We start from the raw sequence: 19,183 nt of genomic DNA, 5'->3' as shown, positions 1-19,183 counted from the left end.
GTAATAAGACTACAGAAAAGCCCGGCAGGCAGTGATTTTTGACGGGCTGGGTGATCAATTCAGGAATTGCTCTGCGGTTTCAAGAAGTAAGCGCACTTTGGCCAGGCACTCCTTGTACTCTGCTGTCGGGTCAGAGTCGGCGACTATGCCTCCACCGGCAGCACAGGTAATGCGCCCATTGCTGGCGCTAAAGGTACGAATGGCGATGTTGGTATCGGCGCGGCCGCAGCTACTGATATAGCCGATGCTGCCGCAATAGATACCCCTGGGGCTGCCTTCCAGCTCGCGAATGACCTCCATAGAGCGGCGTTTGGGCGCACCGGTGATGGAGCCTCCGGGAAAACAGGCCGCTAACAGGTCGCTGTAAGCTGAGTCCTCATGCATCTCTCCTGTCACTACGCTGACCAAGTGGTGAACATTGGCAAAGCTAGCCAGCTGGAATAGCTCCGGCACCCTCACGCTGCCACTGCGGCACAACTTGCTGAAATCGTTGCGCAGCAAATCCACGATCATCAGGTTTTCTGCGCGATCTTTAGGGCTTCTCTGCAAGGTAAATGCCGCACGCTGGTCCTCTACCGGATCAGCTACTCTGGCGGCGGTGCCCTTGATGGGCTCGGTGCGCAAGCTACTGCCATCGGCACGAATAAAGCGCTCTGGCGATAGGCTCAGCAAACTGCCCTGGGGCATTTCCATAAATGCTGAAAATGGCCCTGCCACGCGTCGACGCAATGCCAGGTAGGCACCAAAGAGATCGCCCTCGTAGGGGGCGCTGAAGCGTTGGGTAAAGTTTGCCTGGTAGACATCTCCCGCTGCGATATATTCGAGGATTCGCGCAATGCGCTCCTCATAGTCAGAAACACTGAGTTCGTGGGCAAATGGTGCTAAAAGGCGAAACCCCTCGGGATCCTGCTCTCGCTCCCAGTGCACCGATTTAAAACGATCGATTAGCTCTTGTACCTGCCTGGCTGGGCAGGCAGGATGAAAAACCAGATGGCAGGAGCCCAGCTGGTGATCTGCAATAAAAGCCCAGCTATAGAGCCCAAAAAAGCCTGCCGGTAGGTCCGTAGGTCGGGTATCCGCCGGCAAAAAGTTACCACCGGTGCCCAGTTCATAACCGGCAAAACCGATGATTCCACCGCAAAATGGCAGTTGTGAGTCCCGCTCCTGTGGGCACAGCTCACGACTTAGGTCATCTACCCGAGTGAAAGGCTCGCTGCTATCTGCTGCCAGTTCCAGCGCGTTAAGAGGGTCGGCACTGATAATATCGTAGCGACCTCCGCTGCTGAGAGGTCGGCCGCTATCGAGCCATACCGGCACAGGTAGATCCGCAATTGCCTTGAAGGCCGCTGCAGAATTGAGTGAATAGGGCAGGGAGACTATTTGCATATAAAAACACGGCAGTCTGGAAGACGGCGCACACTACACACTTTGTCGCGGCGTGAAAAGGGCGCCTGGCTTTTTGGTCATCCCTTAGTCAATTCTTCGCTCGATGCCGGCCTGGGACATCAGGCGCGTAGCGAGCTCCTCCACAGATAGCTGGGTGGCATTGAGGAAGGGCACTTGCGCCCGCCTTAGCATCTGTTCGACTTGGCGCACCTCAAATTCGCACTGCCCTATAGAAGCGTAGCGGCTATTGGCGCGTCTTTCCTGTCGAATCTGCATCAAACGTTTGGGATCTATGGTGAGACCGAAGAGTTTGCGCTGGAAGGGGCGCAGAATCTTGGGCAGGGTGGTGGAGTCCATATCCTCTTCGGTGATGGGGTAGTTGGCCGCGCGCAGTCCAAATTGCAAGGCCAAATATAGGCAGGTGGGGGTTTTGCCGGAGCGGGAGACGCCGAGCAATATGACATCCGCTTGCTCAAATTCACTGATGCGGCGCCCGTCGTCGTTATCGATAGCAAAGTGCACCGCATCAATGCGTTCGCTATAGCGGCGATTATCGGCAATGCCGTGGGAGACATTAACGGTCTGTGCAGGATCGCGCCCAAATAAATTGGCCAGAGGTGTCAGGTAATTTTCGAAGATATCCAGCATTAAAGCGGGGCTTTGGTGCAATTGATCGCGAATCTGGTCAGAAACGATGCTGGTAATAATGATGGGCTGCAGACCGGATTCCTGGGCAGCGCTCTCTATACGCTGGAGAGCTTGCTGGACCTTTTCGGTAGAGTCAATATAAGGCAGAGTCACCTGTTCGACATGCTGGTCTTGAAACTGTGCTAATAGGCTGTGGCCAATGCCCTCTACAGTGAGGCCGGTTCCGTCGGAAATAAAAAAAGCGGTGCGTTTGTCTTTTGCCATGCTGCGTCTCTGTCTGTTGGCGGGACATTTTAGTGGCCGCTAGTATAGAGGTGGTGGGCTTAAAGGTCTTATTTTCTGAGAGCTAAGCAAGCTTGTAGAAAATTTACAACATATTGACCGTTTTTCCTGGGCTATTTTTTACAAGACTCATCCTTATAATCAGCGCCCAACAAACCTGATTTCAGAGGGCCTTCACTTGACGAATTTCACCATCGACTTTGCAAAACTGGGAATGGATGATGTCGACAAAGTCGGCGGTAAAAACGCATCGCTCGGCGAGATGATTTCATCTCTGGCCGGCGCTGGTGTGAGTGTACCGGGCGGCTTTGCGACCACAGCGGAGGCTTTTCGGGCTTTCCTCGCCCATGAGCAGTTAGAGCAGCGTATCGCCGAGCGGCTGAAAGGACTCGATGTCGGTGATGTTACTGAGTTAGCCAAAGCCGGCGATGAAATTCGCAATTGGATCATACAGACTCCATTTCCTGCACAGCTGGAAAAAGAGATCCGCGATGGTTATGAAGCTTTGGGTGGTGGTGAAACAGCTGTTGCTGTGCGTTCCTCCGCGACTGCTGAAGATTTACCGGATGCTTCTTTCGCAGGCCAGCAGGAGACCTTCCTGAATATCCGCGGTATTGATGCGGTTCTGATTGCGGTTAAAGAAGTATTTGCCTCTCTCTATAACGACCGTGCCATCGCCTACCGCGTACATACAGGTTACGCGGATGTAGGTGTAGCTTTGTCGGCTGGTATTCAGCACATGGTGCGCAGTGAGACTGGCGCTGCCGGTGTAATGTTTACCTTGGATACTGAGAGTGGATTCCGTGATGTGATCTTTATCACTGCGGCCTTTGGTCTGGGTGAGACTGTTGTACAGGGTGCTGTGAATCCTGACGAGTTCTATCTCTACAAGCCGGCTTTGGATGCCGGGCGCCCAGCTATCCTGCGTCGCAATCGCGGTAGTAAAGCCATCAAAATGGTTTACGACGAAAGCGGCGATTGCGGGCGCTCAGTAAAAACCGTTGAGGTTGCAGAAGAAGATCGCCAGCGTTTTGCTCTCAATGATGAAGAGCTGACCAGCCTGGCAATTCAGGCCCGTAAAATTGAGGAGCACTACGGTCGTCCGATGGATATCGAGTGGGCCAAAGACGGTGATACTGGCAAGCTATTTATCGTACAAGCGCGCCCGGAGACCGTGCGCTCCCGCGATCAGGGTACCAGCATTGAGCGTTACAGCCTGCAGGAGCGCGGTGAAGTACTGTGTGAGGGGCGCGCGATTGGTCAGCGCATCGGTGCCGGCCGCGTTCGCAAGCTGAAGTCCGTCGAAGATATGGCAGCTATGCAGGACGGTGAGGTCCTGGTGACCGATATGACCGACCCGGATTGGGAACCGGTGTTGAAAAAGGCCAGCGCAATTGTTACCAACCGCGGCGGCCGTACTTGTCACGCGGCGATTATTGCCCGTGAGCTGGGGATTCCCGCAGTGGTTGGCTGTGGAAACGCCACCGAGTTATTGGAAGACGGTACTCCCGTCACCGTCTCTTGTGCCGAAGGCGATACCGGCTTCGTAATGTCCGGCGAGCTGGACTTCCAGCGTGAAGAAACTGAAGTTTCCGAAATGCCGGACCTGCCTTTCAAAATCATGCTCAATGTGGGCAATCCAGATCGCGCTTTTGCCTTTAGCCACCTGCCCAATCAGGGGGTTGGCCTGGCGCGCTTGGAATTTATCCTGAATCGCATGATTGGGATTCACCCGAAAGCTCTGCTTGAGCTGGATAGCCTCCCGGATGACCTGCAACAGAATATCCGTGAGCGCATCGGCGGCTACGCCTCCCCGGAAGACTTTATTGTTGAGAAACTGGTAGAAGGTATCGCTACCCTAGCCGCGGCCTTTGCACCTAATCGTGTAATCGTGCGTTTATCAGACTTTAAGTCCAACGAATACGCACACCTGGTTGGTGGCCAATTGTACGAACCCAGCGAAGAGAACCCGATGCTTGGCTTCCGTGGTGCGGCTCGCTATCGCTCTGAAGATTTCCGTCAGTGTTTCGCCCTGGAATGTCGTGCACTGAAGAAAGTACGTGACGAGATGGGGCTGACCAATGTGGAGATCATGGTACCCTTCGTGCGAACTCCGGAAGAGGCAGAAGAGGTTGTCGGTCTGCTCGCTGAGAACGGTCTGCGCCGCGGAGAGGCTGGTCTCAAGGTCATTATGATGTGCGAACTGCCGTCCAATGCCCTGCTGGCAGAAGAGTTCCTGCAGCATTTTGATGGCTTCTCAATCGGCTCTAATGACCTGACCCAGCTTACCCTGGGTCTGGATCGGGATTCCGGCCTGGTGGCCGACCTGTTCGACGAGCGTAACCCGGCAGTGAAGGCTCTGCTGTCCCGCGCCATCCAGGCCTGCAAAAAAGCCGGTAAATATGTAGGCATCTGCGGTCAGGGACCTTCTGACCACAAAGACTTCGCCCGCTGGTTGATGGATGAGGGAATCGACAGTGTTTCCCTGAACCCGGATACCGCTGTAGATACCTGGCTATTCCTAGCTAACGAAGAAGCCTAATATCCTTTCAAAGCGGCCCTTTGGGGCCGCTTTTCCTATCTAAGCGCCTCTCCTGCGACTTTGGTTTTTTTCCCCGAATCCATTGCGTGTTTGCCCCAAAATTAGACTTCTGTTGCCGCTTCTCTCGATAACTTCGGAATTTATCCTGCTATTTCTGTGTGAGATTTGCAGATCACACGCTACCGAAAAAATTCAAAACTCTATGGCTTGCCTTCAGAGATAAGAATTCATTCTAAGGCTTACCACCAGCCTCAATAAAATCGGAAGAGTCCTGAGGCAGAGCGTGGATAGAAAAACTGAGCGCAATTTGCTTTGGTGCTGATTCACCTGCAGGGGTAAATCCTCCGGTGTAGAAGTTTGAGTGGTATCGGTTGGGCTGTTTTCCTTTCCGCCCACTTTGGCAGAGCAGAGAAAGTTGTTGAGGTGAGCTATGCATACGAGCAGACAGTTACAGATCCCAATATTGCATATTTTTCTGATGTTGTGCCTCTTGGCACTAATCGCCGTTCCCCCTGCAATGGCAAAGCCCCGCGGTGGTAACTGGTTTGATGATCGCGCTGCGGCTAGGGGAGGAGGCGCCTCAATCAGGATTGACTTGAGTGAACAGCGCGCTTACCTCTACAAAGGCGGCAAGTTGGTCGGGGTATCCAGAATTTCCTCCGGTAAGCGGGGTTATAGTACGCGGCCAGGACACTTCCGTGTATTGTCCAAGCACCCGCATCATCGCTCTTCGATCTACGGTAGTTATGTAGATAGGCGCACAGGACGGGTGGTGAGGTCCAATGTAAATACCCGTAAACATCGTCGCCCCGCCGGTACTGTGTATCGTGGTGCAAAAATGAATAACTATATTCGCTTCAACGGCGGGATCGGTCTGCATGCTTCTGGCCATGTGCCCAGACACCCTGCCTCGCATGGTTGTGTGCGTATGCCTCCGCACATGGCTAGAAAGTTTTATCGCCATGTACGTGTAGGTACTCCGGTGCGGGTTACGCACTAAAACATGAAAACGATTTTGTAGCAGCGAAGCCTTGGCCGGGTATTATCTATAGGGATGATACCCGGTATTTTTTTGTCAGCCTGCCACCAGAGTGACACTATCGCTATCATCATTTTTTACGGAATGATTGCGAGAGGACTTATGCCAATTTCTACCCCCGATTTGTGTGATGACCACGGTGATGCAGTGCAAGTGGTTGAGCCGATGTTTATTAATTACGGAGGCCGTGAGAGCTTTGGCGGTCAAATCGTAACTATTAAGTGTTTTGAGGATAACTCGCTGGTGCGGGAGTTAGTGGCGGAGCCGGGACAAGGAAAGGTTCTGGTAGTCGATGCGGGTGGTTCAATGCGTCGCGCTTGTCTTGGCGATATGCTCGCCGATAAAGCGGTAGCCAATGGCTGGGAAGGCATAGTGATGTATGGCTGCATCCGCGATGTTGACCAGATTGGAGCGCTAGATTTAGGCGTTCAGGCCCTGGGTACACACCCAATGAAAACGGAGAAAAAAGGTATTGGTGAGCGGGATCTGGCAGTGACTTTTGGAGGGGTGACTTTTCGACCTGGAGAATATCTGTATGGGGATAACAACGGAATCATTGTTGCGCAAGAAGCACTAGTGTGAACCCCACTTTTCAATTACACAGCTTTCACAAAAGCTTGCAGATAAAAATGCCCGCTGGCAACTTTGTTGCCGCGGGCATCGTTCATAAAGAGCTGCCTATCGATTGTGTAAATCTGAAACTGGATCCTTGGGCATGCGCAGAGACATCAGAAAATAAAGGATCTTGTTCTTGTCTTCGTCACTCAGATTTTGGAAGTTTTCTGCGGCGTAGCCGGCATCACTTCCAGGATTATCGTGTAACAAGATGGCTTCTACCAAGGTGAGTGCGCGCCCATCGTGCATATAGGGCGCTGTGTCAGCAACTCCCCAAAGACGTGCGGTGATAAATTCCCTGTTTTGCACCTCATCCTGGAAAAAGGCGGTTTCAGCTAAGGCTATGCCCATGTCATAGCGCTTGAGATCAGAGAACATTTCGACCTCAATTCCCGCTCCAAAAATGGATTTAAAAACTGTGGGGGGCTTGCTTAGATCCACGTGATAGAAAGTATCTTCAAATGGTGCCTCCGGGGAGCCCGTTAGCTTAAAGGGCAAGGTCCTCCGCTCAGTGGTCATTACGGGACGATGGCAGTCGGCACAGCCTACCTCGTGGAACAATTTGCGACCCCGGTTATTTTTGCCGGATTCTATTTGGAAGGGGCGGTCCAGGGTGGCAATGAAAATACTGATCGCGGATAGGTCACCGACAGAAATTTCGTTGGTCACGCCGTCATTGTCTTCGTCGGCTTCTGCCCCGCCAAACTTTTCTGTTGCCTGCATCCCCATGTGGAAAGAAAGGGCGTTCAAGGAGAATTCACGGGCTGAGGCATTATCGCCTTTCCTGCCAAACGGGCGTACCACAAGGTCTGCATCGACGCCTTCCACATTGCTGGTGTCCAGGTTGCCATCTTCATCGACAAGAATACTGCCAAAATTAACGGATTTAGTATCCAGACTGACAACAGTTCCAGGGTTGTCTAAGGCGTATTGTTTGAGGCGCTGAAGGTCAGCGGTCATTTCTCTGGCGACTAGTTCAATCCCTCCAGAGCCAAATAAGAATAGGGGGTTGATTAGGCGGCCATCGTATTCCGCAGTCCCATCGAAGCTCTCGTCAATGACATCAATATTTACTGGACGCAGCATTGCGCTGGTACTAAAACCGCCACCGCCGCCAATACCCATGGTGGCCGGCACAGTTCTATTGCTGACGATACTGTGACATTCCAGGCAGTTCTGGGAGTCGAGTCCATTGACTCGCAGGAAGGTACCATTGCCCTGTAATGTCGGTCGGTTCCCGCCATCCGCGGAGTGGTTATCAGGCTGGGATTCATCGTGTGCACCATCCCCGTAGCCATCGTAGCGATTAAAGGGGGTGCTGAAAATGAGCATCCCGGCCTGGCGAATTTCATCCAGGCTCAGTTCACCTTCAACAATTTGTCCCTGGGTAATTCTATCTTCCGGGGCCAGCCGGGGGCCTTCTCCCACCAGATTGGCGAAGAGCAGGCTGGGGGTTAAAAGTCCGACACCGGCAAGCGAGTTCACAAGAGTCTGCTTCATACGAGCATCCTAATTCAATGCTTTCTATCAACTGATCCAGAGCTTCATTTGCGGCGTCCATTCCATCTCTCTAAATATAGGTAGTATTTCCCAGGGATATCGCGACAACTGGCGCTTCATACATCTTATTGATGTATAAATTTCAGGTTCTCTTGGGCGTCTAGTTACCAGGGGGCTCTCCCCGCACAAAATGTTGTGTCAGGAGTACTGAGTGACTGCTTGTGAGTTTTCAATTTGGGAAGGGATCTTACTGAAACTCTTCAACCGCATTCGTTGCCTATCATTATTTTTTGAAATAGCACCATGGCTAGTGGTAATTGGCGGGGTAGTGCACCGCTAGGGATACTGCGGAAGGTAAAAATGAGCGAGTTGCGCAAGAAATTCTTTACCAAACCCCTATTGAACATCATAAAGAGGATTTTACCGCCAATATCTCAAACGGAACGGGAGGCAATGGAGGCCGGAGAAGTTTGGTGGGATGCTCAGCTACTCTCCGGTAAACCGGACTGGAAGCAACTACTCGATATGGGACCGCCGGAGCTGAATGAGGAGGAACAGGCTTTTCTCGATGGGCCTGCCGAAGAGCTCTGCAAAATGATCAATGATTGGCAGATCAGTTTTGTTGATCACGATATCCCAGAGCATGTTTGGGAGTTTCTACGCAAAAATCGTTTCTTCGGCATCATCATTCCCAAAAAATATGGTGGTCTCGGCTTTTCCCCTACTGCGCATGCAGAAATAGTCACCAAAATTTCTACGCGGAGTAACACCGTCGGCGTCACTGTGATGGTGCCCAACTCCCTCGGGCCGGGAGAATTGCTGCTCGCTCATGGCACCCAGGAGCAAAAAGATTATTACTTGCCCCGGCTTGCCGATGGCACGGATATTCCCTGTTTCGGCCTCACCAGCCCCCAGGCGGGCTCCGATGCGGCATCCATGATTGACCGCGGAGAGGTCTGTTACGGTGATCATCAGGGGGAAAAGGTCTTGGGGATGCGTGTCAACTGGCACAAGCGGTATATCACCCTGGGGCCTATTGCCACGGTCTTGGGGCTCGCCTTTAAGTTGTACGACCCGGAGCATATTCTCGGCGATAAAGAGGAGCTGGGAATTACCGTGGCACTGGTACCTACTGATACAGAAGGCGTAACTATTGGTCAACGCCATCTCCCGGCGATGCAGGCCTTCCAAAATGGTCCCAACTGGGGAAAAGATGTCTTTATCCCTATGGAGTGGATTATTGGAGGTCAGGAGAATGTCGGCAAAGGCTGGGAAATGTTGATGAGTGCCCTGGCTGCCGGGCGTGGCATCTCGCTTCCCTCGCTCTCTACGGGCGGTGCCAAGATGGCGGCGAGGACCACTGGTGCCTATGCGCGTATCCGCGAGCAATTCAATATTCCTGTAGGGCGTTTTGAAGGGGTCCAAAGTCGGCTGGCGGAGATCGCCGCTATCGCTTTCGTGCTAGATAGCGCCCATAAGACAACCACCAGGGCATTGGATGATGGACTTAAGCCGGCGGTAATCACCGCAATTATGAAAGCCAATGCAACGGGGGGGCTGCGCCAGGCTATTGATGACGCCATGGATATTCATGCCGGTAAAGCCATCATGGATGGCCCACTGAATTACCTGGGTAATGCCTATCGTGCGGTACCCGTGGCGATAACGGTAGAAGGGGCCAATTTATTGACCCGCAGCTTAATGATCTTTGGTCAGGGGGCTATTCGCTGCCACCCCTACATACTTGATGAAATGCTCGCTGCTGAAAATCCCGATGAAGAGGAGGGGCTGGAGCAACTGGATCATTTACTCCCCAAGCATATGTGGTTCCAGTTCAAGACACTATTGCGAGGAGTATTTCACGGTTGGACCGTGGGGCTCTTTGCCAGCAGCCCTCGTAATGTTGGAGGCGCGGCCAAGTATTTTCGTCAGATCAATCGCTACTCGGCTGTGCTGACACTGGTGACAGAGGTCTCGCTGATCACCTTGGGCGGTGAGTTAAAAAGAAAAGAGCTGATATCCTCCCGGCTCGGCGATGTGCTTAGCCAGCTTTATCTGTTGAGCTGTACTCTCAAGCGTTTCTATGATGATGGCAATCCCAAAGATGATTTACCGTTGCTGGAATTCGCCATGCGTGATGGTTTGCATAAAATCGAAGTTCAGTTGCTGGAAGTTTTTCAGAATTTCCCGCGCCCATTTTTTGGACAGTTGATGCATTTTCTGACTATGCCCTGGGGGCATAGTATCCATACTGCTTCAGATCGACAGGCGCGAGCATGTGCCGAGTTGCTGTTGAGTCCCTCCAAAACCCGAGACCGTTTGACCCGTGGTGTTTTCCTTGGCAATCCTGGCGATGGAGTTGAAATTGTCGAGCAGGCCTTCAACAAGGTATGTGCCTCTGAGCGTGCACGAGAGAAGTTAAAAAAGGGGGGTATTCGCACCCTAAGTCGCGAGTCGGTGGAAGAGGGGTTGCAACGTAATCTCATTAGTGATGAAGAAGCGGATGCTCTTCGTGACGCAGCTGATGCAGTGGATAAGGCTATCCAGGTCGACCACTTTGATCATTTGGCCAGGGTGGTGGGAAAAATCCAATAGCCTTGTGAGAAAAGCCTGATTTCCATGGAAGTTTCTCCTGATAATGTTCCCCAGCGGTTTACCGGCGCCGAGGAGTGTATCGATGCTCTGTTACGCAGGGTCGGTAAAAAGATTGTGCTGGGGTTACCCCTTGGATTGGGAAAAGCCAATCACTTTGCCAATGCCCTCTACGCGCGTGCCGCTGCAGATCCTTCTATTTCTCTGACCATTTATACCGCCCTGACCCTTGAGCGACCCAGGGGGGACAGTGATATCACGCGCCGTTTTGTACAGCCTTTACTGGATCGTCTTTACAGTCACTATCAGGATCTTGGTTATGTGACGGCAAGGAGGCAAGGGCAGCTTCCCAATAATATTGAAGTGATAGAGTTTTTTATGGAGCCCGGTGCTTTGCTGGGTAATCGCTACGCTCAGCAACATTATGTCAGTACTAATTATACCGAGGTGCCCGAAGATCTCTTGCGCAATGGGATCAATGTGATAGCGCAAATGGTCTCCCCTTCACCGGCGGGTGGCAAATACAGTTTGAGCTGTAATCCGGATCTGACCCTGCCACTTTTAAAGCTGGCCTCCGATCGCAAAGGGCAATCGCTTTTTTTACTGGGAGAGGTAAATCATCAATTACCTTATATGCCGGGCAGTAGTGAGCTTGCGGCAGGCGCTTTCGATTTTTTGCTAGAAGGTGACCAGTTCAATACCCCATTGTTTGCCGCTCCTGCAATGCCGGTGAGTTTTACCGAATACGCTATTGGTTTTCATATTGCCAGCCTGATCGCTGATGGTGGTACTTTACAAGTGGGTATCGGGGCGCTCGGCGATGCGGTGTGTCATGCCTTGCGCTTGCGTCACAAAGAGAATCCGCTCTTCACTCGCCTGCTGGATGAGTTAGCCGATTCGGAGTCATCCGCATACCGAAAAAACCTCCGCCTACAAAAGATGCCCTTTCAACAGGGACTATATGGTGCCAGTGAAATGGTTCCCCATGGCTTTTTACATCTGCGTAAGGCGGGGGTTTTAATTCGTGAAGTGTTTGCTGATGCGGCACTGCAGGAGTTGCTGGACTCGGATGCGATCACCCATACAGTGAACGAAGAGACTCTGCTTGCTCTGAAAAAGAGAGGGCGTATCCACTGTCCATTAACCCCTGATGACACGGCGTTTTTGCAGCGTTTTGGTATTGTGGATCCAAGTTACAGTTGGCGCGGCCACAAGTTGTTAACACCCGATGGCGAAGAGGAGGAGTGTGACCTGCACAGTGAGCACGGCCGTCGACGATTGATAGGCAGTTGTTTGAACAACAAACTTAAAGGCGGTATTTGGTTGCACGGTGGATTTTACCTTGGCCCTGAGGTGATGTATCGAGAGTTACGGGATCTAGCCCCCATTGAGCGGGCCGGTATCGATATGACTTCTATCGATTTCACCAACGATCTGCGCGGCCAACAAATGCTGAAGCAAGTCCAGCGCAAACACGCACGTTTTGTAAATTCAGCCATGATGGTGACATTGGGCGGGGCCGTTATTTCTGATGCTTTAATGGATAATCAGGTAGTTAGTGGTGTTGGAGGGCAATACAATTTTGTTGCCCAGGCGTTTGCACTGCCTGGGGCCCGCTCCATTATTGCTCTGCCGAGCACGCGTGTTCGCGACGGAATTTGTGAAAGTAATATTGTCTGGGAATACCCCCACACGACTATACCTCGGCACTTGCGAGATATTGTAGTAACTGAATACGGCGCGGTGGACCTGCGGGGTAAAACAGATCGGGACGTGATGGTTTCCATGCTCAGTATTTGCGATACACGATTTCAGGCAGTGTTGCTGGAACAGGCCAAATATGCAGGCAAAATTGAAAAGGACTTCACTATTCCGGCAGAGTTTAATCGAAATACCCCGGAGCATATTGCCGAGGTCTTTTCCGATGAAAAGTCCCTCGCCATGTTGCCTTACTATCCGCTGGGTACGGACTTTACCGATGAAGAGGGATGGCTGGCTGTCGCACTTCAACAGTTGAGAGCGGCTGACCGCAGCTGGTGGAAAATGCTGATAACGGTGATCAAGGGGCGCAGAGTGTGGCGGGACAATTCTGATCAGTTCGCGTTTATCCATCGCTGTCTGGAGCGGATGGGTTGTGACCATTCGGATACCTATGAGCACCGCCTGGAGGCCTATGTTATTGCCGCCGCACTGCATGAATATATTGACCCTCGCCGTCCCCTCTGTGGATAGAGGCCAGTTATTTTTTAGTTATATGTGGTTGATGTTGCTGGGCCTGAATAGCGGTAAGTGCAATGGTGTAGACAATATCGTCCACCAGGGCACCGCGGGAAAGATCATTCACTGGTTTGCGTAGCCCCTGCAACATAGGCCCAATACTGACTAAGTCCGCACTGCGCTGTACTGCTTTATATGTGGTGTTGCCGGTGTTTAAATCAGGGAAAATAAATACGGTGGCGCGGCCCGCGACTGGGCTCTGTGGCGCTTTCTGCTCAGCCACATTTTTTATCAGCGCCGCATCGTATTGCAGTGGTCCATCAATAATCAGCTTGGGCCTTCTCTGCTTGGCGATTTGTGTAGCTTCACGCACTTTGTCTACGTCTAAGCCGGTTCCTGAGGTGCCGGTGGAGTAACTGATCATTGCTACTCGGGGTTCTATCCCAAAAGCCGCTGCGGAGTCTGCCGACTGGATGGCGATCGCAGCCAATTGGTTGGCGTTGGGGTCCGGGTTGATGGCGCAGTCTCCGTATACCAGTACCTGCTCGGGTAGAAGCATAAAGAAAATTGAGGAGACAAGCTCTTCACCTGGAGCGCTCTTGATCAATTGCAGGGCGGGGCGGATGGTATTGGCGGTAGTGTGAATAGCGCCTGAAACCAGGCCGTCCACTCGGTCTAGGGCCAGCATCATAGTGCCCAAAACGACATTGTCTTGCAGCTGTTCTTTCGCGACCACCTGAGTGAGGCCTTTATTTTTACGAAGAGCTACCATGGGCTCTACATACTCTTCCCTGACATCTTCAGGCTTGATGATTTCTACTTTTTTACTGAGCCTGAGGCCCTGTTGCTCGGCGATTCGCTGGATAGATCCTGGTCTCCCCAGCAGTATCGGTTGTGCAATTTCTCGTTCTGCACAGGCCAGAGCTGCGCGTATAGTGCGGGGTTCTTCCCCCTCTGGAAGCACAATGCGTTTTAGTACCCGGCGGGCCATTTCTGTTAGGTGGTAGCGAAATGCTGGGGGTGACATCCGCCGCGGTCGCTGGGAAACCTGGCTTAGGGATTGCACCCAGTTTCTATCCAAGTGGCTGGCAAAAAAATCCTGTACCCGGTTTACTCGCTCGCGGTCATCTGCGGGGGTGCGCAGGTTAAAGGTTTGTAACTCCATCACGGTATGCCAGGTGTTGGAGCTAACTAACATTACCGGCAGTCCAGTCTCCATGGCCGGTGTGCAAAGTTTGTGTACCCCGCGATCCAGTCGGTAGCCCCCAGTCAGCAGCAAGCAGCCAATTTTTACACCGTTCATTGCTGCCAGGCTGGCTCCTACCATGACATCGGGCCTGTCAGCTGAAGTGACCAGTAGGGCACCTGAATTAAAGCGATGCAGCATATTGGCTAGGGATCGCGAGCAGAAGGTTACGCTGCGCAAACGGCGGCTCTCTAGTTCTCCGCGATTGATCAGTTGTGCATTGAAATGCCGGGCCAGATCCAGCGCCCGGGGGGCCAGCAGCTGCGCATTCCAGGGGATGGTGCCAACGATGCGTAAAGGAATTTTACGATACAGATCCTTTCGGTTGACAGCTTTGGTACAGGGCTCCTGTTGAGCGCCCACCGAGATAAAGTGGCCGCCAGGTGGGTCGGTTATGCGGGGAGGGGCATCCAGCTTATTGATAATGCAGCCTACCACTGGGTTGGATGGGCCCTCACCAAACGGTTGCATCGCATACTGCAGACGCTCTGTAAGCTGACGAATATCACCTGTGTGCAGGCTGGCAACCAACACCACTTCCGCATCCAGGGTTTTTGCCATCTGGCAGTTCAATTGGTCAGAAAATTGATTCTGCCTTCCAGGTAAAAGTCCCTCTACGACTATTACGTCCGCAGTTTGAACGCTGCTGCGGTAGCGGGCCAAAATTTTCTCCAGTAGCTCCGTGGTACCACCTGCGGAGATCATAGTTTCAGCTTCTTGTGCGCTGATTGAACGGGGAATGTCCAGCTTGGTAGTCTGCCGCAATATCTCTGTGGTTCTCTCGATGGCGCCGTCGCGGGAAGGCGCTTCGCTGACAGGTTTGAAAAACTGGGTTTCTACGCGGTTGCGTTCAAGTGCCCGTATTAAGCCCAGGCTTACCGATGTAATACCCACACCCACATCCAGCGGAATCAGCATTAGGGCGCGCGCGTTGTGGGGCATGTTTATAGTGCCCTGTTCGCTAAGCGGATGGTATCTCGAGCAATAACCCAATCTTCACGGGTGGGTATCACAAGGATATCCGGTGTTCCGTCTCTGGATATCTGCCCTTCAGAACCGAAGCGAACGTCTTCATTGCGCTTATTGTCCAGCTGGTAGCCGAGCTGGCTGAGCCAACCTATCGTTTCTCGTCGCACCCAAGATGAGTTTTCGCCAATACCCCCGGTGAATATCAGCGAATCAACGCGCTTTAGTGGCACTGTGTAGGCTGCGATATATTTGGCCAGTCGATAACAAAATAGCTTCAATGCCAAGCTAGCACCGGCATGGCCTTTGCCCATAGCTTCTTCCAGTTCACGACAGTCATTGCTTAGCTCGGATATTCCCAGCAGGCCGCTGTTGCGATTCAGTAACTGTTCGAGTTCCGCTAGGGAATAGTCCAGTGCCTCCCCCAAATGAAGTAATAAACCAGGGTCTAAGTCCCCACAGCGACTGCCCATTACCAGCCCTTCAAGAGGAGTCAGCCCCATACTGGTATCCACGCTCTTTCCGTTTTTAATGGCGCATAGGGAAGCGCCATTGCCGAGGTGAGCGGAGATCACATTGATGTTGTCTGTGGGTGTTTTCAATATTTCGGCGCTGCGCTCACCGATATAGCGATGACTGCTGCCATGCATACCGTAGCGGCGCAGTTGGTGATCCCGATACAAACTGTAGGGCAGTGCATAGAGGTAGGCGTAATCCGGCAAACTCTGGTGGAAGGCGGTATCGAAGACCGCCACCTGCGGCAACTCTGGGAAAGCGAGCAGTGAGGCCTGTATACCTTGCAGGGCTGCAGGGTTGTGTAGTGGCGCCAGTTCACAGCAGGCTCTGATAGCTGATACCACGCTGTCATTGATCAGCGCGGAATCTGCGAACTGTTCGCCACCATGGACCACCCGATGCCCGATAGCCCGAAGCTGCTCGCGCAACGCTGACCAGGGGCCGTCGAATCGCTTTACCAACGCTCCGATAACACCTTCGTAGTCATCCCCTGGAGAGAGTTTCTGTGTTCCCTCTTTTTCATCGCGCTGCCAAGAGAGTGCTGCTGAGGATGATCCCAGGGCATCGGCTTGGCCTTTTAAGCGTTCCTCACCAGTTTCTGGGTTAATGATGGTGAACTTTAAAGAAGAGCTGCCGCAGTTGATGGTCAGTACAAGTCTTGGGCCAGACATAGGCGGTGCGCACCTTAGCGTGTATACCCTAAGGCTAGCTAATATGGCGCAAAAGTCTTTGAGAAAAAGCAATAAGATTGGGAGCAAAAAAAGGGCCGCGATTGCGGCCCAAGTCCAAAATGCAGAGATAAAAGCGCAGTTTGCATAACTGTTCTTCTTCGGCGGAATCATTGTCCTGGTCAATTTGAACAGGAGAGAATCCCTGAAGAAAAAGGCGGCTTGCGCCGCCTTGAATCTACCTGAAAGGTATAAGAGCGATTTAACCGAACTGGTTCATGGTGTTGTCTTTACCAGCAGCTTTCAGTGCCGCTTCACCAGCAAAATACTCTTTGTGGTCGTCACCGATGTCGGAACCGGCCATATTCTGGTGCTTAACGCAGGCGATACCCTGACGGATTTCTTTACGCTGAACGCCTTTTACGTAGCCCAGCATGCCTTGCTCACCGAAGTACTCTTTGGCCAGGTTGTCGGTAGACAGGGCCGCAGTGTGGTAAGTCGGCAGGGTGATCAGGTGGTGGAAGATACCGGCTTCACGGGCAGCGTCGGCCTGGAAGGTACGGATCTTCTCATCTGCAGCTGCAGAAAGCTCGGAGTCGTCATACTCGGCGCTCATCAGGTTGGCGCGGTCGTAAGCGGATACGTCTTTGCCTTCTTCAGACCATGCATCGAATACCTGCTGGCGGAAGTTCAGGGTCCAGTTGAAGGATGGGCTGTTGTTGTAAACCAGCTTCGCATCGGGAACCACTTTGCGGATTTCGTCCATCATGCCGCCGATCTGGCGAACGTGGGGCTTCTCGGTTTCGATCCAAATCAGATCGGCGCCGTTCTGCAGAGAGGTGATGCTGTCCAGGATGCAGCGGGCTTCACCGGTGCCTTTGCGGAACTGGAACAGGTTGGAAGCCAGGCGCTTAGGACGCAGCAGCTTACCTTCGCGGTTGATTACAACGTCACCATTGGCCAAATCAGAAGCTGCGATTTCTTCACAGTCCAGGAAAGCGTTGTACTGGTCGCCCAGATCACCCGGCTCTTTGGTCACGGCGATCTGCTTGGTCAGGCCGGCACCCAGGGAGTCGGTACGGGCAACGATAACACCGTTGTCTACGCCTAGCTCCAGGAATGCGTAGCGAACTGCGCGGATCTTGGCCAGGAAGTCTTCGTGAGGAACGGTGACTTTACCGTCCTGGTGACCACACTGCTTCTCGTCGGAAACCTGGTTCTCGATCTGGATACAGCAAGCACCCGCCTCGATCATCTGCTTGGCCATCAGGTAAGTGGCTTCTGCGTTACCGAAACCGGCGTCGATGTCGGCAATGATCGGCACAACGTGAGTCTTGTGGTTGTCGATCTTGTCTTGAACTGTTTTCTCGGCTTCTTTGTTGCCGGCTTCGCGGGCGGCGTCCAGCTCGCGGAACAGGTCGTTCAGCTCGCGGGCATCGGCCTGACGCAGGAAGGTGTACAGTTCGTTGATCAGGTGCGCAACAGAGGTTTTTTCGTGCATGGACTGGTCGGGCAGAGGACCGAATTCACTGCGCAGAGCGGCGACCATCCAGCCGGACAGGTACAGGTAGCGACGGTCAGTATTGCCTTCGAAGTGCTTCTTAATAGAAATCATCTTCTGTTGGCCGATGAAACCGTGCCAGCAGCCCAGGGATTGGGTGTACTTGGAGCTGTCTTTGTCGTAGTTCTCCATGTCAGCGCGCATGATATTGGCAGTGTATTTGGCAATATCCAGGCCGTTCTTGAACTTGTTCTGGGCGCGCATACGGGCAACAGATTCGGGATTGATAGCATCCCAAGTGCCGCTTTTGCTGTCACGGAGCTTAGCTACCGCGTCGATGTCTTGAGTGTAAGTGGACATGACAGTGTTTCCTTAAAACGGTGACTGCGATTAGGTGTTGAGTATCTTAGGAGGAGTGGCATAATTTGCCTAATTTATTGATTTTATTTTCACTATCGATCTGGCAAATGTTGTATGCAACTGGAAAGAGCTGACCTGAACCTGCTGGTATACCTGGATGTGCTGCTGCGCGAGCGCAATGTGACACGAGCGGCCAACTACTTAGGGCTGTCCCAGCCCGCAATGAGCAATGGCCTGAAACGCCTGCGCGAACTCTTTGACGACCCTCTGCTGGTACGCACCCGAGAGGGCATGATGCCCACAGAGCGTGCCCTTGAACTTCAGCCGATGGTTCGTGAGGCGCTATCCAGCATTGACCGTGTGATTCAGCCCAATAGGGATTTTGATCCCGCCAACACCCGGCGTACCTTTCGCATTATGGCCAGTGACTATGCTGAATCCACGTTGATCCCCCCCCTGCTTAAGCAGCTGAGGGATGGTGCTCCAGGAATCAGCCTGGATATCATGACGCCCAGCGATGTGAGCTTTGTCGATGTGGAGCAGGGTAAGGTGGATATGGTAATTAACCGTTTCGATAGTATGCCCCAGAGCTTCCACCAAGCTACCGTATGGCGCGACAGTTTCTCTTGCATGATGCGAGCGGATAACCCAATTCTCGAAGACTACAATCTGCAGAGTTACTTAAAGGCTCAGCATATATGGGTGAGCAAGACCGGCATGGGTGTGGGGGTAGGAGTAAACCCAGAGGATGTGCAACGCTTGGGCTGGGTGGATGAGGCTATTGGCAAATTGGGGGAAAAGCGGGATATCTCGGTTTTCACACGCCACTACCAAGTGGCTATGCTGTTGGCCGAGCAGAGTGACCTGATTGTCACTGTGCCCACCCGTCTGGCACAGCTTGCCAGCGACAATCCCAGAGTCGTGCGCAGGGATCCGCCGTTGGATATCCCTCCTCTTGAGCTAAAAATGGCTTGGAGCCCACTTTTACAGCAGAGCGCACCGCACCGCTGGTTACGGCGCCTGATCTTGGATATTGGTCGGGCTCTATGAGTGACCCCTTAGTAAGGAATCATGCGCCCTGCGGGTGAATATACAGTTCTCTTGG

12 protein-coding genes are annotated in these 19,183 nt (G+C 52.7%); 6 read left to right on the top strand and 6 right to left on the bottom strand.

What is annotated here, in order from left to right; all coding sequences use genetic code 11:
• Window positions 1-54 precede the first annotated feature (54 nt).
• A complete protein-coding gene (pabB, locus tag ACJJH9_RS10495) occupies window positions 55-1,386 on the bottom strand; it encodes an aminodeoxychorismate synthase component I (protein ID WP_444922712.1) in 1,332 nt (443 codons plus the stop codon).
• 84 nt (window positions 1,387-1,470) lie between these two features.
• Entirely contained in the window at window positions 1,471-2,298 is an 828-nt protein-coding gene (gene ppsR, locus ACJJH9_RS10490) for a phosphoenolpyruvate synthetase regulatory kinase/phosphorylase PpsR (protein WP_252081813.1), read from the bottom strand.
• Between the two features lie 196 nt (window positions 2,299-2,494).
• On the opposite strand from ppsR, the gene ppsA reads away from it, so the two are divergent.
• The 3 genes from ppsA (at window position 2,495) to rraA (ending at window position 6,479) form a co-directional block, all read left to right on the top strand.
• Window positions 2,495-4,858, top strand: coding sequence for a phosphoenolpyruvate synthase (gene ppsA, locus ACJJH9_RS10485; protein ID WP_444904912.1), 2,364 nt, complete (start codon window positions 2,495-2,497; stop codon window positions 4,856-4,858).
• Between the two features lie 430 nt (window positions 4,859-5,288).
• A complete protein-coding gene (locus ACJJH9_RS10480) occupies window positions 5,289-5,858 on the top strand; it encodes a L,D-transpeptidase (RefSeq protein WP_252081811.1) in 570 nt (189 codons plus the stop codon).
• Between the two features lie 141 nt (window positions 5,859-5,999).
• Window positions 6,000-6,479, top strand: a complete 480-nt coding sequence (gene rraA / locus ACJJH9_RS10475) for a ribonuclease E activity regulator RraA (protein ID WP_444925195.1) — start codon at window positions 6,000-6,002, stop codon at window positions 6,477-6,479.
• 96 nt (window positions 6,480-6,575) lie between these two features.
• Here the strand turns inward: rraA and ACJJH9_RS10470 are convergent, their stop codons facing one another.
• Window positions 6,576-8,012 (bottom strand): di-heme oxidoredictase family protein, encoded by a 1,437-nt coding sequence (locus tag ACJJH9_RS10470; protein ID WP_444925194.1) that lies wholly within the window; start codon window positions 8,010-8,012, stop codon window positions 6,576-6,578.
• 360 nt (window positions 8,013-8,372) lie between these two features.
• Between ACJJH9_RS10470 and ACJJH9_RS10465 the strand changes: the two genes are divergently transcribed.
• Window positions 8,373-10,607 (top strand): acyl-CoA dehydrogenase, encoded by a 2,235-nt coding sequence (locus ACJJH9_RS10465; RefSeq protein WP_444884705.1) that lies wholly within the window; start codon window positions 8,373-8,375, stop codon window positions 10,605-10,607.
• A gap of 24 nt (window positions 10,608-10,631) precedes the next feature.
• On the top strand, window positions 10,632-12,836 hold the full coding sequence (locus ACJJH9_RS10460; RefSeq protein ID WP_444925193.1) for an acetyl-CoA hydrolase/transferase C-terminal domain-containing protein: 2,205 nt from the start codon (window positions 10,632-10,634) through the stop codon (window positions 12,834-12,836).
• A 7-nt stretch (window positions 12,837-12,843) separates the two neighbouring features.
• Here ACJJH9_RS10460 and pta read toward each other — a convergent pair whose 3' ends face one another.
• From pta to ACJJH9_RS10445, 3 genes are all read right to left on the bottom strand, one after another.
• Window positions 12,844-15,009 (bottom strand): phosphate acetyltransferase, encoded by a 2,166-nt coding sequence (pta, locus tag ACJJH9_RS10455; protein WP_444925192.1) that lies wholly within the window; start codon window positions 15,007-15,009, stop codon window positions 12,844-12,846.
• Between the two features lie 2 nt (window positions 15,010-15,011).
• The gene (locus ACJJH9_RS10450; protein WP_444925191.1) at window positions 15,012-16,220 is read right to left on the bottom strand and encodes an acetate kinase; all 1,209 of its coding nucleotides are present in this window, start codon (window positions 16,218-16,220) and stop codon (window positions 15,012-15,014) included.
• Window positions 16,221-16,479: 259 nt separating this feature from the next.
• Window positions 16,480-18,078 (bottom strand): isocitrate lyase, encoded by a 1,599-nt coding sequence (locus ACJJH9_RS10445; RefSeq protein WP_444925190.1) that lies wholly within the window; start codon window positions 18,076-18,078, stop codon window positions 16,480-16,482.
• Between the two features lie 114 nt (window positions 18,079-18,192).
• Here ACJJH9_RS10445 and ACJJH9_RS10440 point away from each other — a divergent pair, with 114 nt between their 5' ends.
• Window positions 18,193-19,128 carry a LysR family transcriptional regulator gene (locus tag ACJJH9_RS10440; protein WP_252081803.1) on the top strand — a complete coding sequence of 312 codons (936 nt, stop codon included), beginning with the start codon at window positions 18,193-18,195 and terminating at the stop codon, window positions 19,126-19,128.
• Window positions 19,129-19,183 lie beyond the last annotated feature (55 nt).

It is taken from the genome of Microbulbifer mixtoriginis (SeqCode), from assembly GCF_052466715.1.
The sequence above is the reverse complement of the archived record's forward strand: the minus strand, read 5'-3'. Positions and strand labels throughout refer to the sequence as shown.

Excerpts from the sequence above, each read along its gene's own strand:
- pabB (WP_444922712.1), bottom strand. The coding sequence starts at position 1,386 with ATGCAAATAGTCTCCCTGCCCTATTCACTCAATTCTGCAGCGGCCTTC.
- ppsR (WP_252081813.1), bottom strand. The coding sequence starts at position 2,298 with ATGGCAAAAGACAAACGCACCGCTTTTTTTATTTCCGACGGAACCGGC.
- ACJJH9_RS10480 (WP_252081811.1), top strand. The coding sequence starts at position 5,289 with ATGCATACGAGCAGACAGTTACAGATCCCAATATTGCATATTTTTCTG.
- rraA (WP_444925195.1), top strand. The coding sequence starts at position 6,000 with ATGCCAATTTCTACCCCCGATTTGTGTGATGACCACGGTGATGCAGTG.
- ACJJH9_RS10470 (WP_444925194.1), bottom strand. The coding sequence starts at position 8,012 with ATGAAGCAGACTCTTGTGAACTCGCTTGCCGGTGTCGGACTTTTAACC.
- ACJJH9_RS10465 (WP_444884705.1), top strand. The coding sequence starts at position 8,373 with ATGAGCGAGTTGCGCAAGAAATTCTTTACCAAACCCCTATTGAACATC.
- ACJJH9_RS10460 (WP_444925193.1), top strand. The coding sequence starts at position 10,632 with ATGGAAGTTTCTCCTGATAATGTTCCCCAGCGGTTTACCGGCGCCGAG.
- pta (WP_444925192.1), bottom strand. The coding sequence starts at position 15,009 with ATGCCCCACAACGCGCGCGCCCTAATGCTGATTCCGCTGGATGTGGGT.
- ACJJH9_RS10450 (WP_444925191.1), bottom strand. The coding sequence starts at position 16,220 with ATGTCTGGCCCAAGACTTGTACTGACCATCAACTGCGGCAGCTCTTCT.
- ACJJH9_RS10445 (WP_444925190.1), bottom strand. The coding sequence starts at position 18,078 with ATGTCCACTTACACTCAAGACATCGACGCGGTAGCTAAGCTCCGTGAC.
- ACJJH9_RS10440 (WP_252081803.1), top strand. The coding sequence starts at position 18,193 with ATGCAACTGGAAAGAGCTGACCTGAACCTGCTGGTATACCTGGATGTG.